We start from the raw sequence: 23,966 nt of genomic DNA on the forward strand, positions 1-23,966 counted from the left end.
TGAACTTATTTACAATGCAGATATATCAATACGATGTATAAGTTATACTTATAGAAATGACGAAGGCCGCGGCGGGAACGCGTCCCGCCCGCGCTTGGAGCCCCATGAGCATCGAACCACCCGCCGCACCGCGCTTTTCCTACAAGGGTGATCGACTCAAGCCGCTACGCGCGTTCTGCCAGACGGTGCGGCTGGGGTCGGTCTCCCGTGCAGCAGAGGCCCTCTACCTGAGCCAACCGGCGGTGAGTCTGCAGTTGCAGGCGCTGGAACGCGACCTGGGCGAACGGCTGCTGGAGCGCAGCGGCCGGCGCCTGGTGATGACCCGCCAGGGCGAGGCGCTGTACGACTTGGCACGACCGCTGGTGGAGGGCATCGACGAGCTGCCGGTCGCATTCCGCAAGCAGCTGCGCGGAATGGATGGCGGCGAGCTCAACGTCGCGGCCGGCAGTTCGACCATCCTGTACCTGTTGCCGGCAATCGTCGCCGCCTTCCGCGCCGCCCATCCGGATGTGCGGCTGAACCTGCACAACGTGACCGGCGCGGGCGGCCTGGAGCTGCTGCGCGCCGACGAGGTCGACCTCGCCGTGGGCTCGATGCTCGACGTCCCTGGCGACCTGGATTACGCGCCGGTCATGCGTTTCGAGCCGATGCTGATCACCCCGCTGGATCATCCGCTGGCAACCCGGGCCAAATTCGACCTGGCCGACCTGTCACCGTACGGGCTCATCCTCCCGCCACAGCGCTTGACCACCTATCGCATGGTCGATCTGGTGTTCCAGCGCCATCAGGTGCCCTACACGGTCGCCCTGGAGGTCGGCGGCTGGGAGGTGATCAAGCAGTACGTGGCGATGGGGCTGGGGATCAGCATCGTCACCGCGATCTGCCTGACTGAAGCCGATGACGCCCGGCTCGCAGCGCGTTCGCTTGCCGAATGGTTCCCCTACCGCAGCTACGGCGTGGTCGTGCGGCGCGGCAAGTACCTGAGTCCACAGGCGCGCGCATTCACCGAGCTGATCAAGCCGGACCTGTTTACCCGGCGCGACCGCGACGACAGCGGCCCGTCGGAACGGTAACCATCGACGGTCAATGGCGGATCGCGCGCGGCCGGCGACGCCCGGTCGCGTCGCGCCGCACATACCACTCCAGATCCCGCTTCCACCACAGGCGGATCGCGAACCAGCCCAGCGCCAGCGGTTCCTGCACGATCAGCACGTAGCGGACCGGCGTCCACGCCAGCGCCTGCAGCGCCGCAGCAAAGCGTGGGCCGGAGGCGAAGCGGCTCGCGATGACGCAGGTCGCGAGTGTCTCCAGTGCGACCACCAGCGCCAATGCCGTCCACTGCCCCGCCAGCATCAAGACCCACAACAGCACCGGATAGCCAATGCGCTCCAGCGCGATCAGCGCCAGTGGCGTTCCCAGCGGCCGCCCGCGTTCGCGGGTGATGCGCTCACCGAAACCCTGCCGGTACGGCTCCTGGACGCGCCGCTCTCCCCTGCCCGGCCGCGATTGCGCAGCGTCGTCGCGCTGAGCCCGACGGCGTAGTCGCAGTCGGCGCAGCGGGCTGCGCAGCAGCACGTCGAAATAGTGGTGGAGCTGGAGGAACGCCCCGGTCCAGCGCCGCGAGCGTTCCGGCAGGCGCAGCAGCGGCGGCACCGGCGTGCGGGCAACCACGTCGGGGACCCGGATATTGCGGTAGCCCGCATTCATCAGGGCCAGTGCGATGAAGTGGTCTTCCAGGCCGGTGAAGTCATCACCGCGGATCGGCTCGTAGCGGTGGAACAGGTCGCGCAGGTAGCGGCGCCGGTACGCCACCGCGCCGCCGCTGCCAATCGGCACGCCCCCGTCCGCGCGCGACACCCCGGCGTCGAGGAAGTCCTGCTGCAGCACCGCCAGGTGCGCGTGATAGCCGCGTGACATCCGCTGCAGCGCGGCCTGCCAGCGATTTTCCGCTCGCAGACGATCCGCGTAGTGGTCCTCACCCTGCCACCTGCGGAACGGGTCGGAGGTTTCCACGAGCTCGCGGGCGGCCTGCTGCAAAGGCAGCATCCGTCCGCTTGCGCTGGCGATGCCCACGCCCTGGTACAACTCGCGGACGCAGCGCTCGATGTAGTCCGGCGACTCCAGCACCGTATGCGCGTCCAGCACCAGCAGCACGTCACCCTCGAACTCGCGCGACTGGCGCTTCAAGGTGACCACACGGCCAATCGACCAACCCCGGGCGATGGTTTCAAGCCGTATCCCGTTGGCGCGGGCGAACTCGCGCGCAAGCTGCAGGCTGTGGTCGCGCTCGATGCCGCCATCATCGACCAGCAATACCCGCCGCGGCAGGCGCGTCTGGACCAGCAACGACGCCAGGCAGTGGACGATGGTGTCGTGATGGCGGCATACCGGGATGACGACGTCGACCACCGCGTGGCGCCAGTCTTCGGCCGGTGTCGGCACGGTGGAATCAGGCGGCCGCAGATGGCCAAGAATCGCCCACCACGCACCCGGCCCGGCAGCGAACCACGGCGCGCGCGACATGCTCAGCTCCGGCGGGCGTGCCGGCCCGGATGCGTGGTGCGACAAAATCTCATGGCGGGGGTCAGTGCTCCGGCGTCGGCGCAGGCCGCGCTGGGCGACCGATACTGTGACCACGTTCGCAATAACCATGCCAACTATTCAGGCGTCGTGCAGTTTTCCCTTGGACACCGATCGGTACCAGTTGCGTAGGCGAATCATGTCGGCCTCCATGTCACTCCCGGTGTGGAACGGTGCTGCCACCACCAGCCGCCGTTGCGGGTAGTGGAAGTACACCGGCAGCACCGGCACACCGGCGGCATCCGCGATCTTCCAGAAGCCGCTCTTCCAGCGCTCGACCGGCTTGCGGGTGCCTTCCGGGGCGAGTCCGAACCAGAGCTGCTCGGAGTCCCGCAACATCGCGGCCGCCTGCTCCACCACGCCGTGCGCGGCGGCGCGGTTCACCGGGATCACACCAAGCTTGCGCAACAACCATCCCAGCCCGGGCACGCGGAACAACGAGTCCTTACCCAGGATGCGAATGTCCAGGCCCAGGGCCAGCTTGGCCGCGAACCCCCAGACCCCGTCCCAGTTGGACGAGTGCGGCGCACCGATCAGCACCACCCGCGGCAGGTCGGGGAACTCGCCGGTCATCCGCCAGCCACCCAGCCGCAGCACGGTGCGGCCGCACCATTGGCCGAAACGGCTGGGCCGCACGCGCGGTGCATTGGGCGGCAGCTTCGGCACGCTGCCCGCCGGTACTTCCGGGTCGTTTCCCGCCTTCATCGAGCACACATCCCCCGCAGCAGCTACCCGGAATGATGGCACGGCGCACCGCCGCGATCAGTCCCAGTCGGTCCGCGAACGCCCCTGCTTGATGGTGCCGCGTTCTCGCTTGCCGGCCAGGCGGCGCTCCTCGGATCCGCGCGTCGGACGGGTGGGGATGCGCTTCTTGGGCGCGTGCAGGCTCTGGCCGATGAAATCCACAAGCCGCTCGCGAGCATCCTCGCGGTTGCGTTCCTGGGTGCGCAGGGTCTGAGCGTTGATGACCAGCACGCCGTCAGCGGTGATGCGGCGATCGCGTCGGGCCAGCAGGCGGGCGCGCACCGGCTCGGGCAGCGACGGCGACTGGGCGATGTCGAATCGCAGCTCCACCGCCGTCGATACCTTGTTGACGTTTTGCCCGCCCGGACCCGCCGAACGCACGAAGCGCTCGACCAGCTCAGACTCGGGAATGACGATGTTGCCGATCCGGACCATGCCCGGAGTCTAGAAGTACGCCAGTGCCTTGGCGAACTGCGCATCGGGCGGCGCAACGGTTTCCAGCACTTCCCCGCTCGCCGGGTGGGCGAACGCCAGTCGGTGCGCGTGCAACAGCATCCGGTGGATGCCGACCATGCGGAAAGCGCGGTTGTGGCGACCGTCGCCGTGGCTGGTATCGCCGATCAGGTGGTGGGACACGTGCTTGAGGTGGCGGCGGATCTGGCGGAACCGCCCGGTCAGCGGCTGCGCCTGCACCAGTGCGTAGCGCGAGCTGGCGAAGCCGGCCGAAGGCCAGTCGCATTCCGCGCGCGCCAGGAGCTGGAACCGGGTTTGCGCCGGCTTCTTCACCGGCTTGCCCGGGCCGCCGTCAAGCGGATGATCAACATCGAAATCCGCCTCCGGCCAGCCGCGACAGATCGCCCGATAGTCCTTTTGCAGCTCGCCGGCCATGACCGCCTTGCCGAGCGTCGAGGCGGTGTCACGGTCAAAGGCCAGCAGCAGGCAGCCGCTGGTGGCACGGTCCAGTCGGTGGACCAGGAACACCTTGCGACCGAACTGCTCGCGCAGCCGGTCGGCGGCAAAATCGGTCTCGCCGCGCGCCAGCGCGCTGTCGTGGACCATCAGGCCGGCCGGCTTGTTGACGACGGCCAGCCACTCGTCGCGGTACAGCACCGGCAAGGCGAGCGCGTCGTGCGAGGTGTCGCGGACGTCCGTTTCGATGGCCGCGCTGGCCGCCGGATCGCTCAACGACGCGGCCACGCCAGAAGCATCGCGGCGACCCCGGCGATTCCGGCGATCCACGAGGCGACCGGCACCGACCACTGCCCGGCTCCCCCGGCGTCAAAGCCGTACAGCACCGCCGACGCGACTAGAAGGCCGCTGCCGAGGATCGCCGCGACCGTACGCTTTTGCGTTTCGCGCGCGGTGCGGGCCAGTTCGGCCAGATCCGTCGAGCGCATCCGCAGCTCGTGTTCGCCGCGAACCTGCTGGGTCAGCCAGGTGTGCAGCAGGCGTGGCATCTCCGGCGCGTGGGTTACCAGTTCGGGCAGGTGGCGGCGGAATTCGCGCAGCAGGCGCCGGGGACTGTAGCGGGCGGCCAGGATCTTCTTCAGCACCGGCTTGGCCACGCCCCAGATGTCGATGCGTGGGTCCAGCTGGCGCCCCAGGCCCTCGATATTGAGCAGCGTCTTCTGCAGCAGGATCAATTGCGGCTGCAGGGTCAGCTGGTGGCGCTGGGCGGTGCGGAACAGCTTGACCAGCACCTCGGCGAGCGAAATCTCGCTCAGTGGACGGGTGAAATACGGCTCGCAGACGCCGCGCACGGCCGCCTCCAGCTCGTCCAGACGGCTGTCGGCCGGCATCCAGCCTGCGCGCAGATGCAGCTCGGCGATACGCCGGTAATCGCGGTTGAAGATCGCCATGAAGTTCTCCGCCAGGTAGTACTGGTCGTCGTCGGAGAGCTGGCCCATGATCCCGAAATCCAGCGCGATGAAGCGCGGATTGGCCTTGCGGGCGGGGTCGATGTCGACCCAGATGTTGCCGGCGTGCGCATCGGCATGGAAGAAATTGTCGCGGAACACCTGGGTGTAGAACACCCGCACGCCCTTGGCCGCCAGCGCCGGACGATCGATCCCGGCGGCGTCCAGGGCGTCGATGTCATCCGAGGGGATGCCGTACACCCGCTCCAGGGTCAGCGCGTTGCCGGCGGTGTGACTCCAGATCACCTCCGGCACGTACAGGTCGTCGCTGGGCGAACCGTCCGCCCGGGTCCAGAAGCGCCGCAATACGCTGGCATTTGCCCCTTCGCGCTCAAGGTCGAGCTCGGCGGCCAGCGTGCTTTCGATCTCGGCCACGATCGCGCGCGGCCGGATCTTTTCCGCGCGCGGATGGGTGCGCTCGACAATGCCGGCCAGCGCGCTCAACAGGCCGATGTCGGCCGCGACCTGGTCCTCGATGCCCGGACGCAGGACCTTGACCACCACCTCGCGCCCCGGGCTGCTGGCAGACGCCGGCAGGGTGGCTGCATGGACCTGGGCGATCGATGCCGACGCCAGCGGCGTGATGTCAAAGTCGGCGAAGGCCACGTCGACCGGCCGCCCCAGCGAGGCTTCCACGATCGCCCGGGCCACCTCGCCGTCGAACGGCGCGACGTTGTCCTGCAGGGTCGACAACTCGACCGCGATGTCAGCCGGCACCAGATCCGGGCGGGTGGACAGGATCTGGCCGAACTTGACGAAGATCGGCCCGAGCTCCTGCAAGGCCAGACGCAAACGGACGCCGCGCGGCTGGGCGACGATTTCGGCCGACGCGCGCGGCACGAACGGCCGCGCGAGCTTCAACCAGCGCTCGGCCGAGGTGCCGGCGAGCAACTCGTCCAGCCGGTAGCGCAGCAGTACGCGGCCAATCCGCCAAGCGCGCAGGACCGCTTTCACGACGCCGCACCCGGCACATCCGCGCCAGTACGAAGCCGGGCGACGCGGGCAACCAGCCGCTCCACGTCATCGCGCATCGCGTCCACGTCATCGTAGAAGGCGTCCAGCTCGGCGCGCGGCACGACGTCCCTGGATTCCTCGGTGACGTACTCCGCTGCGCTGCCCGCCAGCTCGCCGGCGACCACGCGGGCCTGCTTCAGCCCGGCCGCCAGGGCGTTGGCAATCTGCACGCCGAGCACATCGCCAAACACCCGCGCGAACGGCTGCTGCCAGTCCGGGTCGAAGCCCTCGGCCAAGCGCTGCAACCGCCGCGCCAGATCCGCATCGCCCTCCATCCGCAGCCGACCTACCGGGGGTGCGTCGTCGTTGCGCAGGAACGGCAACTGCCCCAGCAGGCCCGACAGGGTGCTGCGGATCGACAGGTCGCTTGCATCGGCGGCATCCACCGGGCCGACTTGCAGCTGCCCGCCGGCCACCCGGATCTGCAGGGCCAGTGCCGGCGAGGAGAGGTGCAGGGCAACGCGCCGACCATCGAGTGCGGCGAGGCTTTCGGCGGTTTGCGGATCCAGCGCGAGAGCGCGGTTCAAGGCCGTCTGCAGCGCGCGCCCGGCCAGGGGCTTGAGCGCCGCCAGCGGCGACGGCGGAAATGAGCGGGACTGGGTCATCCGCGCATTCTACTGGGCTTGGGCCTGTGTCCGGGGTCGGCACCCGCCACGGCCACGCTGCTTCCAGCAGGCGCTGGATGCGCTAGCCACGCGTCCCGTAATCGGCACGCACCCGGGCCAGGCCCTCGTCGAAGCCCACCGCCGGCCGGTAGCCGAAATCGCGCCGCGCAGGGCCCATGTCGTACCAGTGCGTCGTCACCAGCTGCTCGGCCAGAAACCGCGTCATCGGCGGCTCGCCGCGCAGGGGCAGCGCCGTCCAGAGCCCCTCGCACACCACGCCCGCCGCGTAGGCCAGGCGGAACGGCAGGGTTTTCTCCACCAGCGGCGCACCCACCGCGGCGAGCAGGCCGTTGATCGTCTCGCGCATCGTGCGGGGTTCGCCATTGCTGATGAAGTAGGCGCGGCCAGCGCAGGCGGCACCGACGGCCAGATGATCGAACGCATCGAAGTGGGCCTGGGCGGCGTTGTCGATATAGGTGGTGTCGACCAGATTTGCGCCATCGCCGACCAGCCGCAGCCGCCCGGCGTGGGCACGCTCGACCAGCCGCGGCAGCAACTGGTTGTCGCCGACGCCCCAGATCAGCCGCGGTCGCAGCGCGACGGTGGCCAATGCGGCGTCGTTGGCGGCCAGCACTTCCTGTTCGGCGATCAGCTTGGTGCTCGCGTACGGCGCCTTCAATCCGGTGCCGTAGGGCACGTCATCGGCACTGCCGCCTTCCACCGGATGGGTTGCGCGGTGGGTCACGCTGGGGGTGGAGGTGTACACCAGCCGGGTGATCCCGTGGCTGCGACACGCGTCCAGCACGTGTCGGGTGCCTAGCACGTTGGCGTCGTGGTACTCCTGCCACGGCCCCCACGCACCGGCCTTGGCCGCGTTGTGGAACACCGCCTCACAGCCTCGTGCCGCGGCGATGACCGCGTCGCGCCGGGCGAGGTCGCCCCGCACCTGCCGCACCCCCATCGCCGCCAGCGCCGGGTAATCGCCCCGGTTGAAACTCACCACTTCGTGGCCGCGCTCGCGCAGCCCGCGACACAGGGCCTGGCCGAGAAAGCCGCCACCGCCGGTTACCAGGATTTTCATCCGCGCATGCTACGACAACCCGCGACCGCCGCGACGGCGTGCATCGTACGGGCCGCGTTTATTTGGCATTGACGCGATAAAGGTATTCTTGCGCGCATGCGCCTTGCCCTGATCGCGGTTCCTGCCGCCCTTAGCTGTCTTCTGGTCTGCGGTACGGCCCAGGCCGCCCGAGTCGACAAGGTCACCGTGCTTGGCCTTGACGAGCCGATGACTGACAACGTGCGCAGTGCAGTGACGCTGTTCGCGGCTTCCGGCAAGGAGATTTCCGCCCGGCGCCTGGCCTATCTGGTCCGTGCGGCCGAGGATGAAACGCGCGAGGCGCTGGAGCCGTTCGGCTATTACTCGCCGACGATCACGGTTGACTACGAGCGCAACAACGGGGCGCCCGGAACGGTCACCATCACCGTGGTTCCCGGCGATCCGGTGCGGGTCCGCCGCGCCCACGTGGCGATCGACGGCGTCGGCTCGCGTGATCGTTACCTCAGCGAGGATCTGGCGAAGTTCAAGCCGCAGATGGGCGACATCCTCGACCACCAACTCTACGAAGCCAGCAAGATCCGCATCAGTCGCCGGCTGTCGCAACGCGGCTACTTCGACGCCGACTTCGCATCGCGCCGGGTGGAAGTCACCCGCGCCGACAATGCTGCCGACATCGATCTGGTCTGGAACAGCGGCCGCCGCTATGACATGGGCCCGATCGATTTCCAGCAAACGCCGGAAACCATCCTGCGCCAGTCGGTGCTCGACAAGCTGGTGTACTGGGAAACCGGCAGCTATTACCACCAGGGCAAGCTGGACCGCCTGCGCGACTCGCTCACCGCGCTGGACTATTTCTCATCGGTGATGATCAACCCCCTGCCCGACGAGGCGATCGACGGCCAGGTCCCGGTCGACGTGGTGCTGACCCCGGCCAAGCGCAGCATCTACACCGCCGGCCTGAGCTACGGCACCGACAGCGGCGCCGGTGTGCGCCTGGGGCTGGAGCGCCGCTACGTGAACAAGCGCGGCCACAAGGCGCTCGCCCAACTGGACTATGCCCAGCGACGCAAGACCCTCACCGCGCAGTACCGCATCCCGGCCTTCGCCTGGGTAGATGGCTGGTACACGGTCAGCGCACAGGCGGCCGACGAGCAGACCGACTACATGGACAGCCGCCGGATCGAGCTGGTCGCCAGCCGCAGCGGCAAGATCGACCGCTACCTCAATGTCGTCGCCTCCGTGCACGCGCTGCGCGAGCGCTGGTCCTACGCCGCCGATGATGACGGCGACCCGCTGACCGAGCCGGCATTCCGCTACGCGACGTTTACCTACCCCTCGCTGCGCGCCGAATACACCGATGCCGACGATCGGGTGTTCCCGCGCAACGGCCGCGCCGGCACGCTGATGCTGCGCGGCGGCGTGGAAGGTGCCGGCAGCGACGCGAATTTTGGCCAGCTCCGGGCCACCGCGAGCTGGTACCGCGGCATCGGCGAGCGCGGCCGGGTGATCGCGCGCGGGGAGCTGGGCCATACCTTCACCGAAGAGCTGGTGGCGATGCCACCGAGCCTGCGCTTCTTCGCCGGCGGCGACCGCAGCATCCGCGGCTACGCATGGCGCGAGGTGGGCCCGCGGGTGGAAGGCAGCGACGGCAAGCTGTACGCGCTGGGCGCCAAGAACGTGGCCACCGGCGGCATCGAATACGAACACTACTTCACCCAGAACTGGGGCGGGGCAGCGTTCGTGGACGCCGGCAGCGCGTTTGACAGCACGCCGGACTGGCGCACCGGCGTAGGCGCGGGCGTCCGATGGCGTTCGCCGGTCGGTCCTCTGCGGCTCGACATCGCCCACGGCCTGGACAGTCCGGACTCGTCGTTCCAGATCTACCTCAGCGTCGGCGCGGACCTGTGACCATGATCGGCTTCCCGAAGCGCCATCGCCTGGACCCGGACCTGACACCGGAGGAGCGCGAGGAGCGGATCGCCGAGCTGCGCCGCAAGCGCCATGCGCGCATGCGCGTTCTCGCCATCCGCAGCGCGGTGCTCACCGGCGCGCTGGTGGTGCTGCTGGTGGTCGTCGTCTACTGGCTGGTCAGCACGATCGGTGGCCGTGACGTCCTCCTGGGCCAGATCGTCCAGCGCCTGCCCGCCAACGCCACGTTGAGCTGGCAGAAGGCGGAAGGCCCGGTGTCGGGGCCATTGACGATGCACGATGTGCGTTTTACCTACGACGCGATCGTCTTCACCGCCCAGCGGGTGACGCTGGAACCCGCGCTGCTGCCGCTGCTGGGCAGGCACCTGCGCCTGGACGCGCTGCAGGTGGAGAACGCGACGCTGGACCTGCCGGCCAGCGACGAGCCGTTCGAGCTCCCGCGCTGGCCCGATTCCTTGCCGCAGATCGCCCCGCCACTGGCGATGACGGCCGACGACATCCAGATCGATGGCTTCCAGATCCGCAGCGACGGCGAGCCGACCATCAACATCCGTCGCCTGCGCGGCGGCTTGCAGGCCAAGCCCGGCAGCCTGCACGTGGAGGAGCTGGTGGTCGACAGCGACCGCGGCCGTTTCACCGCCCACGGCGACTACGCCCCGGCGGACAATTACCGCAGCGACCTGCTGGTGACCGCAGTGCTCCCGGCGGCGCCCGGCCGCACCCCGGCGCGGCTTGGCCTGGTCGCGCGCGGCGATCTGGACGAGATGGACCTGGGCCTTGGCGGCCGGGCGCCGGGTGAGATTCGCGCCACGGTGGTCCTGCGCGGCAAGGACCGGCTGGTCAGCCCGCCGGCCGCCACCAGCGGACCGGTCATGGCCAGCATCAACCGCCCGCAATGGCAGCTGCGTGCCCGTGCCGACGCGCTCGACATCGGCTTGCTGACTGATCCCGGGGCCGCCCCTGCGGAAGCGCCGCTGGCCCTGCAGCTCCAGGTCGACGGGGTCGGTGGCGATGCCCGCGTTCGCGGCGAGGTGCGGCAGGGCGAGCTCAGCGCCAAGGTGCTCAACTCACGACTGCGGGTGGAGGACCAGATCCTGGACCTGGACCCGCTGCGTCTGGAATTGCTCGACGGCACGGTGGTCGCGCGCGGCTCGGCCGACTTCAACGACCCGGCCAATGCCTCCTTCCGGTTCGCCACCAATGCACGCGGCATCCAGTGGGGCAGCCCGACCCCGCTGGCCGCCGATGCCGATTTCGGTCTCGCCGGCACCCTGCAGGCGTGGGCATTGATCGGCAACGCCACCCTGACCCGCGACGGCGAGCGCGCGACGCTCACCGTGGATGGACGCGGCAACAACGAGCGGATGGAGCTGAAGGCACTGGACGTGGCGATGCCCACCGGCACCCTCGCCGCCACCGGGCGCATCGCCTGGGCGCCGTCGCTGGCATGGGACATCGACAGCCGCCTGGCCGGCTTTGATCCGGGTTACTTCGCCGCGGGCTGGAACGGCGCCATCAATGGCCACATCACCAGCACGGGCAGCGCCCGCGACGATGGCGGGCTGGAAGCCACCCTCGAGCTGGCCGATCTGGGTGGCCGACTGCATGGCAAGCCGCTGGACGGCAAAGGGCACTTCGCAATGTCCGGCGCCTCCCCTGCGGGGGATGTCGCGCGCTACCAGGGCGAACTGGCCCTGTCGATTGGCGGCAGCCGCATCGACGCCAAGGGCAGCTACAGCGACCGGGTGGATGTCGACGCGCGCTTCGCCCCGCTGAACCTGCAGGACCTGCTACCCGATGCCAGCGGCACACTGCGCGGCACCGCGCGCGTGCAGGGCCCGGCGGCAGGACCGGACATCCGCGCCGACCTGGTCGGCAGCAAGCTGAGGTTTGCCGATTATTCCGCCAGCACGCTGACGATCAAGGGCGAGCTGCCGTGGTCCCGCGGCGACGGCCAGCTTGCCGTCCGCGGCGACGGCCTGGCGATCGGCGCACCGGTAGACAGCCTGGTCATCGATGCGCGTGGGGCGGTGGAGCAACTGCGCCTGAGCGCCACTGCCGGGCGGGAAGGTCTCGCGTCGCTCGCGCTGGACGCCTCGTTGAACCACCGCGGCAACCGCTGGCAGGGAACCCTGGCCCGGCTGGGCCTGGACATGGAGCGCGGCGCGGACTGGAACCTTCGCGCGCCGGCCGGGTTCGCCTGGGCGCCCGCGCCCAACGGCAGCAGTGCGACCCTCGAGCAGGCCTGTCTGGCCTCAAGCGCCGGCGGCTCGCTGTGTGTCAATGCGGACTGGCCGCGCCGTGGCCTGAACGTGGTCGGCGAAGGGCTGCCGGTCGCGCTCGTCGAGCCCTACCTGCCCGAGCGCGAGCATCGCCAGCCATGGCTGCTGCGCGGCGAGCTCGCGATCGACGCGCGCATCCGCCCGGTCGGCAATGGCTGGGACGGTGAGGCCCGCATCACCTCGTCCGGCGGCGGAATCCGCAACAGCGAGCGCTCGCGTACCGAATTGCTCAGTTACGACAACCTCGCCCTGAAAGCCACCTTCCGGCCGCAGGGCATCGAGGCCGAGTTGGGCACCGGCTTCAACGGCGACGGCCGCATCGACGCCAGCCTGCGCACCGGCTGGGATGCCTGGTCACCCTTGAGCGGCCAGCTCTCGCTGGACACCCGTGAACTGACCTGGATGGAACTGTTCTCGCCGGACATCGTCGACCCGACCGGGGCCCTAAGCGCACAGATCAGCATCGCCGGAACGCGCGATACGCCGCAGCTGGGCGGACGCGCGAGACTGGCGGATTTCAGCACCGAGCTGCCGGCCTTGGCCATTACCCTTCGCGAAGGCAACGTCCAGCTGGACGCGCTGGCCGATGGCAGCGCAAGGATCCACGGCAGCGTGCGTTCGGCCTCCAGCGCCGGCAACGACGGCAACGGCGTTCTCAACATCAACGGCACCCTGGGCTGGAAGGGCGACGAGACGCCGCTGGTGCTCCGCCTGAGTGGTACCGACGTGCTGGTCTCCGACACCCCCAACCTTCGTGCGGTGGCCAGCCCGGACCTGCAGCTCAATTATCAGATCGGCCAACCGACGCGTCTGACCGGCACCATTCTCGTGCCCGAGGCGATGGTCAACCTGGAAGGACTCGATCACGCAGTGTCGCCGTCGGCTGACGTCGTCGTGCTCGATCCCGTCAATCCCGACGACGGCCCGGGCGCGCCACTGGCCATGGACCTGCGCATCACCGTCGGCGACGACGTGCGGATGAAGGGCTTTGGCCTGACCGGCAAGGTCGACGGCAACATCCAGCTGCTGGCGAGGCCCGGACGCGAACTCGCTGCGAACGGTTCGATCAACGTCGCCGGCGAGTACAAGGCCTACGGCCAGGACCTGAAGATCACCCGGGGCCTGCTCAGGTGGTCCAATGATCCGGTCTCCAATCCCGTCGTCAACCTGCGCGCCGAGCGGGTGATCGGCGAGGTCACCGCCGGCGTGGATGTGAGCGGGCGCGCCAGTGCGCCGCAGGCCTCGGTGTGGTCCAACCCGGCCAGTTCGCAGCCCGAGGCGCTGGCCTACCTGACCCTCGGCCGGCCACTGTCCACGCTGACCGGTGATGAGCGCGGCGACCTCAACGCGGCCAACGCCGCGCTGACCGCCGGCGGCGGCATGCTGGCCTCGCAGCTGGCGACCAGGATCGGTCTGGAGGATGCCGGCGTCACCCAGAGCCGCGCGCTGGGCAGCAGCGTGTTCGGCTTCGGCAAGCAGCTCTCGCCGCGGATGTACGTCGGCTACGGTGTCTCGTTGCTGGGAACCGGCCAGGTGCTGACTTTGAAGTACCTGCTCGACCACGGCTTCGACATCGAGATCGAGTCGAGCACCCTGGAGGATCGCGGCTCGATCAACTGGCGCCTGGAGAAGTAGCCGGCCCCGGCAACCGCGACAGCTACCGGTCCGGGACTATTCGGCGGGAAGGCCGATCACGTGGCCCAGCTTCTCGCGCTTGGTCGCCAGGTACCGCTGGTTGCTGGGGTTGTGCCCGACCAGGATCGATATCCGTTCCGGGACCTGCACCCCGAGCTTCTGCAGGGCCACGACCTTGGCCGGGTTGTTGGTCATCAGGCGCAACGCACCAACGCCGAAATGGGCCAGCATCGGTTGGCACAGGCCGTAATGGCGCTGGTCTGCGGCGAAGCCCAGGTCCTCGTTGGCCTGCACGGTGTCGGCGCCGGCATCCTGCAGGTGGTACGCGCGGATCTTGTTGATCAGGCCGATGCCCCGTCCTTCCTGACGCAGGTAGAGCACGATGCCGCGGCCTTCAGTCGCGATCCGACGCAGGGCCTCCTCCAGCTGCGCACCGCAATCGCAGCGCTGGCTGAAGAAAGCGTCCCCGGTCAGGCATTCCGAATGCACCCGCGCCAATACCGGCTCGCCGTCGTCCAGATCGCCCAGGGTCAGCGCCACGTGTTCCTTGCCGCTGGCCGGATCGATGAACCCGTGCAGGCGGAAGGTCGCCCACGGCGTGGGCAGCTCGCAACTGTCGACGTAGCGGATTTCCGCATCGGCGTCCGCGCTCGACGGCACTGGCAGGCGCACGTCAGCCGCCGGCGTGGCATCGGCGGCGTGGGGATCGACGGCGGGACTGGGGTCACTCATTGCGGTTCCTGCACAACGTGGGGAATGGCGGCGAACGGGGCCATTGTCCTCCAACCGTCGCAGCAACAGTCCTGTGAATGGGTGCGATCGCGCAATTCACAAGCGCGCGCGGGGTGCCGGTGGCGCCGGCAGCAGAGCTCAGGCGATGGCGTGGCCCATCCAGGACAGCATCACCTTGGCGATGCCGAAGTAGATCAGGATGCCGATGCCATCCGCCAGCGAGGTGATCAAAGGCGAGCTGGCCGAGGCCGGATCGGCCTTGAACCGGTTGAGCAGGAACGGCAATGACATGCCCATCAGGCTGCCCACCAGCACGATCAGAAGCATGGTCGTGGCCACCACCAAGGCAATCGCCGGACCGCCACGGAACAGGCCGATCGCGCTGACCGCGAGGGCCATCGTCAGCCCCAGCAAGGTGGACACGACCAGTTCGCGCACCAGCATGCTGCCCCAGTCGCGCATCTCCACATCGCCGGTGGCCAGTGCGCGCACCATCAGCGTGGCGGACTGGGCACCGGCGTTTCCGCCGCTGGCGATCAGCAACGGCAGGAAGAACACCAGCGCCATGTTGGCGGCGATGAGATCCTCGAAGTGGGCGATGCCCGCGCCCGAGAACAGGTTCGCGAACACCAGCAGGACTAGCCAGTACACCCGCTGGCGGTACAGCAGGGACACCGTGGCGTCCTTCATGCTCATCGTCAGCGTGCCCAGGGTACCGCCGGACTTGTGGAAGTCCTCGGTCGCCTCGGCCTCGGCCACGTCCATCGCGTCATCGGAGGTGACGATGCCAACCATGCGCTCGTCCCGATCGATGACCGGCAGCGCGATGAAGTCGTAACGGGCGATCTTGTTCGCCGCCTCGACCTGGTCGGCGTCGACGTAGACGGTGACCGGATTGGGCGCCATGACCTCCAGGACGGGGGTGTCCGGGTCGGCCAGGATCAGCCGGCGCAAGGTCGCCACGCCGATCAGGTGGCGGTCGTGGTCGACCACGTAGGACGTGTAGATGGTCTCCTTGTCGGGGGCGACCCGGCGCAGCTCGGCGATCGCCTGGCCCGCGGTCAGGTCCGGGGTCAGGGTCGCGTACTCGGAGGTCATCAGCGCGCCAACGCTGTCGCGCGGGTAGCTGGCCAGACGCCGGATGTCGTCGCGCTCGGCCTGTGCCAGCGCCGGCAGCAGCCGTTCGCGGCGATCGGCCGGCAGCGTGTTGAACAGGTCCACGCGTTCGTCGGCGGACATCAGGTTGAGCAGCTCGAGCACCTGCGCGCGCGGCATGCCGGCAACCAACTCGGTCTGCAGCTCCAGCGGCAGATAGCCGAACAGCAACGCGAGCTGGTCAGCGGTAATCAGCGGCAGCACCTGCGCCTGTTGCTCCGGCTCCAGCCGGGTCAGTACGTCGGCCAGATCGGCGGCGAGGACGTCCACCAATTCGCGCCGAAGCGCCTCGTGTTCGCCGCGCTCCAGCTCGGCGGCGATCGCCTCAGCGACGAGGTCGGCATCGAAGTTGCCCTCCGCGTCAGCCCGGTACAGGAGGCGGGTGTCGGGCTGCTTCTTCTTCTTGAGGTTGATCACGGGGTGCCTCCGGAGGTCGCGACGTGGCGACCACGGAGGCGGGCAGCGCCGGCTTACCGGATCGCTGCAGGCTCCACGTACCGCCAGGGACTCGCGCGGTCCATGGTGTAGGGGAAAGTTCTAGGTCGACTCGGTCTGTCCACGGTGCGGGCATGGCCGGAGGAAACAGGCCCCGGCAGCCGCCGAAGTCTAGGAAGGGCCACGGCTGTGGTCAACCGGCACGCCGACTCGACGGTTCAGGCGACCCGGTGCCGGCGCGCGCCCACCAGATGCACCAGCAGCAACGAGATCGCCGCCGGGGTCATGCCGGGGATGCGTTGGGCCTGGCCAACCGTCTGCGGCCGCACCTGCTCCAGCTTGCCGGCCAGCTCCACTGACAGGCCGTGGACCCGGCCGTAGTCGAAATCGCCCGCGATCGGCGTGCTTTCGTGGCGGAGTTGGCGCGCGATCTCGGCGTTCTGGCGGTCCAGGTAGCCGGCGTATTTCACCCCGATCTGGACCTGTTCGGCGACCGCCGGATCCACCACGCCGGGACCAAGCGAGGGTATCGACACCAGCCGGGCGTAATCGATCTCGGGGCGCTTGAGCAGGTCGCGCGCACTGGTCTCGCGGCTCAGTTCAATGCCCAGACCACCGGCGACCTCGGTACCGAGCGGGTTGCCCGGAGACATCCAGATCGCGCCCAGCCGGGCGTTCTCCGCATCGATCGCGTCGCGCTTGGCGGCGAAGGCGTTCCAACGCGCATCATCGACCAGCCCGAGATCGCGCCCGGTGGCGGTCAGACGCAGATCCGCGTTGTCCTCGCGCAGCTGCAGGCGGTATTCGGCGCGGCTGGTGAACATCCGGTAAGGCTCGGTAGTGCCGTGGGTGATCAGGTCATCCACCAGCACACCGATGTAGGCCTCATCGCGGCGCGGGCACCAGCCCTCGTGTCCCTTCACCTGTCGGGCCGCGTTGACGCCAGCGAGCAGCCCCTGCGCGGCCGCCTCCTCGTACCCCGTGGTGCCATTGATCTGGCCGGCGAAGAACAGCCCGGCGACCGCCTTGGTCTCCAGCGTCGCCTTAAGGCCGCGCGGGTCGAAGTAGTCGTATTCGATCGCGTAGCCGGCGCGGGTGACATGGGCGTTCTCGAAGCCGCGGATGGAGCGCACCAGCTCCAGCTGCACGTCGAACGGCAGCGAGGTGGAAATACCGTTGGGATAGATCTCCGTTACGCCCAGGCCCTCGGGTTCGACGAAGATCTGGTGACTGGCCTTTTCGGCGAAGCGCACCACCTTGTCCTCGATCGACGGGCAATAGCGCGGGCCGATGCCATCGATCTGGCCGGTGTAGAGGGGCGAGCGGTCCAGTGCCCCGCGAATGATCTCGTGGGTGCGCTCGCAGGTCTCGGCGATCCAGCACGACACCTGGCGCGGGTGGTCATCGCGCGATCCCATGAAGGACATCACCGGGCGGGGGTCATCGCCGGGCTGCTCCACCATGACCGAGTAGTCCAGGCTGCGGCCGTCGATGCGTGGCGGGGTGCCGGTCTTCAGCCGGTCGACCACGAAGGGCCCTTCGCGCAAGCGCTGGGCCAGGGTGACCGACGGTGGATCGCCCACCCGGCCGCCGGCGTGGCTCGTCAGTCCGACATGGATCTTGCCGGCAAGGAAAGTCCCGGCAGTGAGCACGACCGCCGGCGCGCGAAAGCGCAGCCCCGCCTGTGTGGTCACCCCACCAACCCGTCCGGCCTCGAAATCGATATCGTCCACCGCCGACTGGAACACGGTCAGCCCCGGCTGGCGCTCGACCGCCGCGCGGATGAAGGCGCGATACAGGCTGCGGTCGGCCTGGCAACGGGTCGCCCGTACCGCAGGGCCCTTGCTTGCATTGAGCCGGCGCCACTGGATACCCGCAGCGTCAGCCGCATGCGCCATCACCCCACCCAGGGCGTCGATCTCGCGCACCAGATGGCCCTTGCCGATCCCGCCGATGGCCGGATTGCAGCTCATCGCGCCGATCGTCTCGATGTTGTGGGTCAGCAGCAGCGTGCGCGCCCCTGCGCGCGCGGCCGCCAGTGCCGCCTCGGTGCCGGCATGGCCGCCGCCGACCACGATCACGTCATATTGGTAGAAGTCGTTTTTCATGTCGCAAACCGGGAAGGCGGAACCCGCCAATGGCGCGCAGGCTGCCGGTATTGGCGCCAGCGCAGGGAAGGAAGTGTACGCCGATCAAGCACTTGCCACTAAAACCGACCCAGAGGATCGCGCCTGAAAGCGAGTGTCAGGACGTCCATCCCGCAACGCGGGTCAACCTTGGCACGCTTCGTGCGTTATCACTCATGCACCCAACGGGGCAGGCGCCAGGCGCCGGTCGGGATTGGAACAGGGCCGACCATGTGCCCGTCGGGGAAGCACCAGGGCCGAATGTCGGGGGACATTCGGCCCTTTTTTTGTCCGCCAGATGCACACCGTCACGCTTTGCGCGAGACACCAGTCGATCAAGCTGCGCCGGAAACGCAATGCCGCAACCGTGGCAATGCATCGCTTACAGCTGCCCCGAAAGGCGAAAGCCCCGCGTGGCGGGGCTTTCGGGTGTAGGCGCCGATGCCAGACAAGGGCGGAACAGGGGGGATCCGAGATTCCTTGTCGGGCATCAGCATTGAAGCGATAACTGATTACGTCGCATTGCGACGTTGTTTGTCAATAGCTGGCCTGCAGTGCCGGTCCACCGATACCGATCACTCGACCTGGCGTGAGGTGCGCGCGCGTTCGATCATGCGATCGGAGCGCGAATTGCGCGAGCCCTGGCTGGGAGGGGCGGCGGGACGGCTGGGCATTGCGGCCGGGCGCGGCTGCGCCGGCACCGGATTGCGCATCACTGCCGAGCTGGGTCGGTTGCCGGACGGCGGCGTGGACCGCTGGATGCGCTCACGCTGCAGACGCTCATAGTCGCGCCACGGCGCACGATCATTGCGTCCACCGGTGGGCGGCCGGTTGCCATGGTTGCCGCCATGGTTGTCGCCGTGCCCGGGACGCACGATCACCACTGGTGGCCGGTAGTAGCCGCCGCCATACCCGTAGCCGGGGTAGCCGTATCCCGGATAGCGGTAGCCCGGATATCCATAACGGTAGTTCAGGCTGCCGTAATATCCGGGATAGCGATAGTTGTTGTAGTAGCCGTCGTAATACCGGTAGCTGGTCGAGGGCTGGCCGTAGTAATAGCCGCCGCTGTCGTATTGGTAGCCGCTGCTGACGCAACCGCCCAGCAGGCCGATCGCGAGCGCGGGAAGCAGGATTTTGCGGAACATGCGCGGACCCCCCATTGATTGTTGAACCATACTCGGCTATAGCCGTTGAACTAGCGCTTAATCCATCGCGCCGTCAGACATGCTGCCGCCGGCGCCCACCACTTCGGCTACGCTTGTCGCCATGAACAACGCCGACACCGCCCAGATCCCCGCCAAGCCTGACCCCGCGCCGGACTTCGACGCCGTGCTGACGGCCGCCTCGCGCATTGCGCCGCACATCAACCCTACCCCGGTTCTGCATGCCCGCACCCTGGATGCGATCGCCGGATGCCGGCTGCTGTTCAAGTGCGAGAACCTCCAGCGTGCCGGCTCCTTCAAGTTCCGCGGCGCGAGCAATGCAGTGTTCTCGCTGACCGACGGCCAAGCCGCCAACGGCGTGGTTACCCAGAGTTCGGGCAACCACGGCGGCGCGGTGGCGCTGGCGTGCCGGGAGCGCGGCATTCCAGCGACCGTCGTGGTTCCGCGGGGCGCATCGCGGGTCAAGTTGGCAGCGATGGAGAGCTATGGCGCGCGCATCGTTCCCTGCGAGCCGACGCAAGCCTCGCGTGACGAAGTAACTGCGCGCGTACTGGAGGAAACCGGCGCGGTCCTGGTCCACCCGTTCAACGATCCACGGGTCATCGCCGGGCAGGGCACCGCCACGCTGGAGATGCTGCGTTTCGCCCCCGACATCGACACAGTGGTGGTGCCGGTCAGCGGCGGCGGCCTGATTTCCGGCACCGCGTTGGCCGCCCTCGGCGTCGATCCGTCCATCCAGATCTATGGCGCCGAGCCCGCCAGCGCGCGCGATGCCCACGACTCACTCAAGCGTGGCGAGCGCGTCACCGGGCGGGTCGCCGACACGGTCTGCGACGGGCTTCGCGCCGAGCTGGGAACCCTCACCTACCCGCTGGTGCGCCAGCTGGTACGCGACATCCTGCTGGTGGAAGACACGCAAACGATCGATGCCATGCTGCTGGTATGGGAGCGCATGAAGCTGGTGATCGAGCCGTCCGCGGCGATTGCCCTGGCGGCTGTGCTCGCAAACCCCGAGCTGTTCGCCGGACGCACCGTCGGCATTGTGCTCTCGGGCGGCAACATCGACCTGTACCAGTTGTCGGACCTGCTCTCGCTCGCGTCGCGCAGCTGACGGTCCAGCAGTCACCCGCCTGAAGGTGGCGCCGTACCGGAAGCGACGGCGAGGTGGCCCAGCCCTTCGGCCAACAGCAGGCGCGCGACGGCTGCACGCTGAGCCAGCGGTTGAGCGTGCAGATCGTCCAGCAGCCAGCTGATCGAGCGACAGCGCGCCTGGTGGTCCGCCCCGTTCAGACCTGCAACAAACCCGTCATTGACCAGCGCGGCGCGCACCCCCGCCGACTTCAGGCCCTGACGGGCCGAAACTTCGTCGAACGGCTGGCGCGGCGACTGCATGGCGGCGACGAACAGGTTCGCCACAGCGCCGGCAAAACGTCCGCTGTGCTCGGGCCCCAGTTTGTTGGCGACCTCGTTGAACGACGCCAGGCTGCGCTCGGCGGATGGGTCGAACAGCGGGCACAACACCTGGGCTTCGCGCGGATCGGACAGGATGCTGCGCGCGACCTGGAACAGCTGGTCAATCGCCGGATCCGGTGCTCGGAGCAGCAGCTCGTGGCCGTCTGCCACCAGTGCGGACGGGTCGAATCCCCATTGTTCAATGGCCGCGGCAGGCGATTGCTGCGCCCGCACTGGCATCAGGCTGGTGGCAATCAGCGTGGCCAGAGACACCACCGCTGCGAAAGTCATCGGATGAAACATCGCGGGCACTCACGGCTGTGCGGACAGAGCCCGAATTTAAGCATGCCGCGCTGAACCGCGGGCTCGTCCTGCACGCGCCACTGTTCAGCCGCCGCGTTCGCTTCGCAGCGCGCGCACCGCCGGAGGGCTCCCCACCGCTTCTCGCGCAGCGATCCAGCTGAACACCGCGATGCCCGCCATCACCACCAGCGCGCCGTACAGGGCGCGCCCCTGCGGCCACGCCTCGCCCAGCAGCAGGACGCCCAGCACTGTCGCAAACAGGATCTCTGCGGCCTGCATGGCTTCGGTCGCGGCCAGCGCGGTGGGGTTGTTGCGGACCATCCCGGTGGCCTGGAAGAACAACACCGTGGCGATGACACCCGCACCCAGCGCGACCGCGGCGGCAAACCAGACCTGCTCCACCGGCGGCGCGCCCGACTGCCCGGCGGCGAAGGCGGCGACCAGCCACCAGGCCGGCTGACTGGCCAGGGTCAGCCCGAACACCCGCTGGGTGGCGTTGAGCTCGACCCCATCGGATGAGGGCGTGACCCGCTCCAGATGCAGCAGCAGGCCGCGGTTGCCCAGCGGATAGGCGACCGCCGCCACGGCGACACAGCCCAGCGCGATCCAGCCGTCGCGGTCCAAGCCACCATCGTCGACACCGAACTGCATCATCAGCACGCCGGCGACCACGAGAAGACCGACGGCCAGTGCCGGGCGCGGAATCCGGGCGCGCTCGTCGTTGTAGAGGAAGGGCGCGCAGAGCATGCCGGCGATCACGGTCAGCTGGAACGTCCCGGCCACCAGCCACGAGGGTCCGCTTGCGGCGGCGTAGCTGAGCCCGAGGTAGAACACCACGAAGCCCACGGTGCTCCAGCCCAGCCACGGCAGAGGATGGGCCCGGATCGCGCGCCAGACAGGCCCCATGCCACCCTGCCAATGCATCAGCGGCACCAGCAGCGGCAGGGTGATCAGGTAGCGCAGCGAGGCCGTCCACGCCCAGTGCCCACCGCCGGTGGCCGCCGCACGGTTGAGCACGTAGGTGCAGGTGAAAAACAGCGCGGACAGCAGCGCGATCGCCACCGCCAGCAGCGCGCGCCGGCGCTGGGAGAGATCAGTCATCTCGGGAATCTACGCCAACGCAGCGATGCCGGCCCGGTGAGCCGGTCAGCGCTTGCGTACGCGGATGCTGGACGCGGGCACCTGCACCTCATCGATGCCACCCACACGGATGGGTGCGCCCGGCGGTGGGCCCCAGGCGTGGGCGTAGATCGCCTCCAGGGTGACCGGCAGCTGGCCGTCGGCGTTGCGCATCGCTTCGTAGACCTGGGCGGCGCGTGCAAAGCGCTGGCGGCCGGTGAGGCTGCGCCGGCGCGCGGCCAGGGCGTTGGTGGATCCCAGGCCCTGGAGTCGGCGCATCAGGCTGGCCATATCGGGCTGGCCGAGGTGGAACTCGTCGCGGTCCAGCACCGGGTCCTTGAAGCCGGCGGCGATCAGGGCATCGCCGAACGGGCCGATCGCCGTGAACGGACTGACATGCGGCACCTCGTCGACCTCGGTAAAGGCCTGGCGCAGTTCGATCAGCGTATCCATACCGAAGGTCGAGACCAGCATCAGACCGCCGGGCTTGAGCACCCGGCGCATCCCGGCGAAGACGGCCGGCAGGTCCTCCACCCACTGCAGGCACAGGTTGGAATACAGCACGTCGACGCTGCGATCGGCCAGCGGCAGCGCGCGCGCATCCGCGGCCACCGGTACGGGGCGCGGCGCGAACGGATTGAAGCGGAAACCCGCGCCTTGTCCGCGGACCTGAGCGAGCATCCCCGGCGCCACGTCCAGCGCGAGCACCCGCGCCTTGGGCCAGCGCTTCTGCAGAATCGCGGCCATGTGCCCCGGGCCTGCGCCCAGGTCGACCACGACCTCAGGCGCGGGCAACGCCAGGGCCGGGTCATCCAGGTAGTCCAGCGAGTCGGCCAGCCGAGAACCGATCTCGCGCTGCACCTCGTCCAGGCCCGCGTAGCTGTCCGCTGCGCGTGAGAACGCCCGGCGGATCTGGCGGTAGTCGAACAGCTCGCTCATGGATTTGCTCCGTTTGCGATGGATTGCAGAAAGTCGTCGATCGCGTCGGCCACCGCGTCAGGCGCTCCCAGGAAGGGCGCGTGGCCGGCGCTGGCGATCTCGATGCTGCGGCCGGAGGGCGCAAGCGCCGCCGCGGCGGCCATCGCGGCCGGCGGCACGAGGTGGTCGCGGCGGCCGGCAATCCAGAGACTGGGCACGCGCAGGGTCGGCAACCCGGCCCGCAGGTCCTCCTGGTCCAGCAGTTGCAGGCCTTGCTGGAGCGCCGCCGGCGACGGCTCGCCGCGCTCAAACGCCTGCAGCCGCAACTTGCGCAGCTCCTCCTGGGCGCTGTTTGAACCGAGGGCCTCGAGGGCGAGAAAGCCGTCCAGGGTGCCGCGGAAGTCATGCGCCAGCGCGCTGCCGAAATCACCGAACAGGGTCGGGCCGACGCCATGCGGCCAGTCGGGACCGTGCACAAACCGCGGCGACGAGGCGATCAGCACCAGCGCTCGCACCCGGTCGGGGTGATCCAGCGCGGCCCGCAGCGATACCAGGCCGCCCAGCGACCATCCCAGCCAGGCCGCGTCGGGAATGCGCGCCACCAGCTCGGCCGCCAACGGCTCCGGATCCAGCGAGGCGTCGCTTCCGCGTGAGTGACCGTGGCCGGGCAGGTCCACCAGATGCAGGGTATAGCGCTCGACGAGGCGGTCCACCAGCGGTCCGAACAGGCCGCTGTGCATCGCCCAACCGTGGATCAGGCCGAGCGTCGGGCCTTGCCCGCGGGTTTCGATATGCATG

General features: G+C 68.8%; 19 protein-coding genes. 4 read left to right on the top strand and 15 right to left on the bottom strand.

What is annotated here, in order from left to right; translation table 11 throughout:
* The first annotated feature begins 104 nt into the window (after positions 1–104).
* Positions 105–1,073, top strand: coding sequence for a LysR family transcriptional regulator (locus KZ491_RS08940; protein ID WP_222565449.1), 969 nt, complete (start codon positions 105–107; stop codon positions 1,071–1,073).
* A gap of 10 nt (positions 1,074–1,083) precedes the next feature.
* Here the strand turns inward: KZ491_RS08940 and KZ491_RS08945 are convergent, their stop codons facing one another.
* From KZ491_RS08945 to oleD, 7 genes are all read right to left on the bottom strand, one after another.
* The gene (locus KZ491_RS08945) at positions 1,084–2,523 is read right to left on the bottom strand and encodes a glycosyltransferase (protein WP_222565450.1); all 1,440 of its coding nucleotides are present in this window, start codon (positions 2,521–2,523) and stop codon (positions 1,084–1,086) included.
* A 138-nt stretch (positions 2,524–2,661) separates the two neighbouring features.
* Positions 2,662–3,285 carry a 1-acyl-sn-glycerol-3-phosphate acyltransferase gene (locus tag KZ491_RS08950; RefSeq protein WP_222565451.1) on the bottom strand — a complete coding sequence of 208 codons (624 nt, stop codon included), beginning with the start codon at positions 3,283–3,285 and terminating at the stop codon, positions 2,662–2,664.
* 57 nt (positions 3,286–3,342) lie between these two features.
* Entirely contained in the window at positions 3,343–3,759 is a 417-nt protein-coding gene (gene arfB, locus KZ491_RS08955) for an alternative ribosome rescue aminoacyl-tRNA hydrolase ArfB (RefSeq protein WP_222565452.1), read from the bottom strand.
* 9 nt (positions 3,760–3,768) lie between these two features.
* Positions 3,769–4,563 carry a pseudouridine synthase gene (locus KZ491_RS08960; RefSeq protein ID WP_425493113.1) on the bottom strand — a complete coding sequence of 265 codons (795 nt, stop codon included), beginning with the start codon at positions 4,561–4,563 and terminating at the stop codon, positions 3,769–3,771.
* On the bottom strand, positions 4,506–6,194 hold the full coding sequence (gene ubiB, locus KZ491_RS08965; protein ID WP_222565453.1) for a ubiquinone biosynthesis regulatory protein kinase UbiB: 1,689 nt from the start codon (positions 6,192–6,194) through the stop codon (positions 4,506–4,508). The genes KZ491_RS08960 and ubiB overlap by 58 nt, the downstream gene beginning before the upstream one ends.
* Entirely contained in the window at positions 6,191–6,859 is a 669-nt protein-coding gene (locus KZ491_RS08970) for a ubiquinone biosynthesis accessory factor UbiJ (RefSeq protein WP_222565454.1), read from the bottom strand. Before KZ491_RS08970 ends, ubiB begins: the two co-directional genes overlap by 4 nt.
* A gap of 82 nt (positions 6,860–6,941) precedes the next feature.
* A complete protein-coding gene (oleD, locus tag KZ491_RS08975) occupies positions 6,942–7,940 on the bottom strand; it encodes a 2-alkyl-3-oxoalkanoate reductase (RefSeq protein WP_222565455.1) in 999 nt (332 codons plus the stop codon).
* 96 nt (positions 7,941–8,036) lie between these two features.
* On the opposite strand from oleD, the gene KZ491_RS08980 reads away from it, so the two are divergent.
* A complete protein-coding gene (locus KZ491_RS08980; protein WP_222565456.1) occupies positions 8,037–9,827 on the top strand; it encodes an autotransporter assembly complex protein TamA in 1,791 nt (596 codons plus the stop codon).
* Positions 9,828–9,829: 2 nt separating this feature from the next.
* Positions 9,830–13,765, top strand: coding sequence for a translocation/assembly module TamB domain-containing protein (locus tag KZ491_RS08985; protein ID WP_246606640.1), 3,936 nt, complete (start codon positions 9,830–9,832; stop codon positions 13,763–13,765).
* Positions 13,766–13,801: 36 nt separating this feature from the next.
* Here KZ491_RS08985 and ribA read toward each other — a convergent pair whose 3' ends face one another.
* From ribA to KZ491_RS09005, 4 genes are all read right to left on the bottom strand, one after another.
* Positions 13,802–14,497: a GTP cyclohydrolase II gene (ribA, locus tag KZ491_RS08990; protein ID WP_222565457.1), complete on the bottom strand. Its 696-nt coding sequence runs from the start codon at positions 14,495–14,497 to the stop codon at positions 13,802–13,804.
* Positions 14,498–14,635: 138 nt separating this feature from the next.
* Positions 14,636–16,069 carry a magnesium transporter gene (gene mgtE, locus KZ491_RS08995; RefSeq protein ID WP_222565458.1) on the bottom strand — a complete coding sequence of 478 codons (1,434 nt, stop codon included), beginning with the start codon at positions 16,067–16,069 and terminating at the stop codon, positions 14,636–14,638.
* A gap of 236 nt (positions 16,070–16,305) precedes the next feature.
* On the bottom strand, positions 16,306–18,195 hold the full coding sequence (gene mnmG, locus KZ491_RS09000) for a tRNA uridine-5-carboxymethylaminomethyl(34) synthesis enzyme MnmG (protein WP_222565459.1): 1,890 nt from the start codon (positions 18,193–18,195) through the stop codon (positions 16,306–16,308).
* A 593-nt stretch (positions 18,196–18,788) separates the two neighbouring features.
* The gene (locus KZ491_RS09005) at positions 18,789–19,358 is read right to left on the bottom strand and encodes a hypothetical protein (protein ID WP_222565460.1); all 570 of its coding nucleotides are present in this window, start codon (positions 19,356–19,358) and stop codon (positions 18,789–18,791) included.
* Positions 19,359–19,479: 121 nt separating this feature from the next.
* Between KZ491_RS09005 and KZ491_RS09010 the strand changes: the two genes are divergently transcribed.
* Positions 19,480–20,487, top strand: coding sequence for a pyridoxal-phosphate dependent enzyme (locus tag KZ491_RS09010; protein ID WP_222565461.1), 1,008 nt, complete (start codon positions 19,480–19,482; stop codon positions 20,485–20,487).
* Positions 20,488–20,498: 11 nt separating this feature from the next.
* On the opposite strand, the gene KZ491_RS09015 is transcribed toward KZ491_RS09010, so the two are convergent.
* The 4 genes from KZ491_RS09015 to bioH all read right to left on the bottom strand — a co-directional run bounded on the left by KZ491_RS09015 (position 20,499) and on the right by bioH (position 23,965).
* Entirely contained in the window at positions 20,499–21,119 is a 621-nt protein-coding gene (locus KZ491_RS09015) for a hypothetical protein (RefSeq protein ID WP_222565462.1), read from the bottom strand.
* A 96-nt stretch (positions 21,120–21,215) separates the two neighbouring features.
* Positions 21,216–22,232: a multidrug resistance efflux transporter family protein gene (locus tag KZ491_RS09020; protein WP_222565463.1), complete on the bottom strand. Its 1,017-nt coding sequence runs from the start codon at positions 22,230–22,232 to the stop codon at positions 21,216–21,218.
* Between the two features lie 45 nt (positions 22,233–22,277).
* Complete coding sequence (locus tag KZ491_RS09025) at positions 22,278–23,189, bottom strand: methyltransferase domain-containing protein (protein WP_222565464.1); 912 nt, start codon at positions 23,187–23,189, stop codon at positions 22,278–22,280.
* A complete protein-coding gene (gene bioH / locus KZ491_RS09030; protein ID WP_222565465.1) occupies positions 23,186–23,965 on the bottom strand; it encodes a pimeloyl-ACP methyl ester esterase BioH in 780 nt (259 codons plus the stop codon). Before bioH ends, KZ491_RS09025 begins: the two co-directional genes overlap by 4 nt.
* Position 23,966: the final 1 nt, after the last annotated feature.

Origin of the sequence: Novilysobacter antarcticus, assembly GCF_019802285.1 — a bacterium.
Classification (GTDB): Bacteria; Pseudomonadota; Gammaproteobacteria; order Xanthomonadales; family Xanthomonadaceae; genus Novilysobacter; species Novilysobacter antarcticus.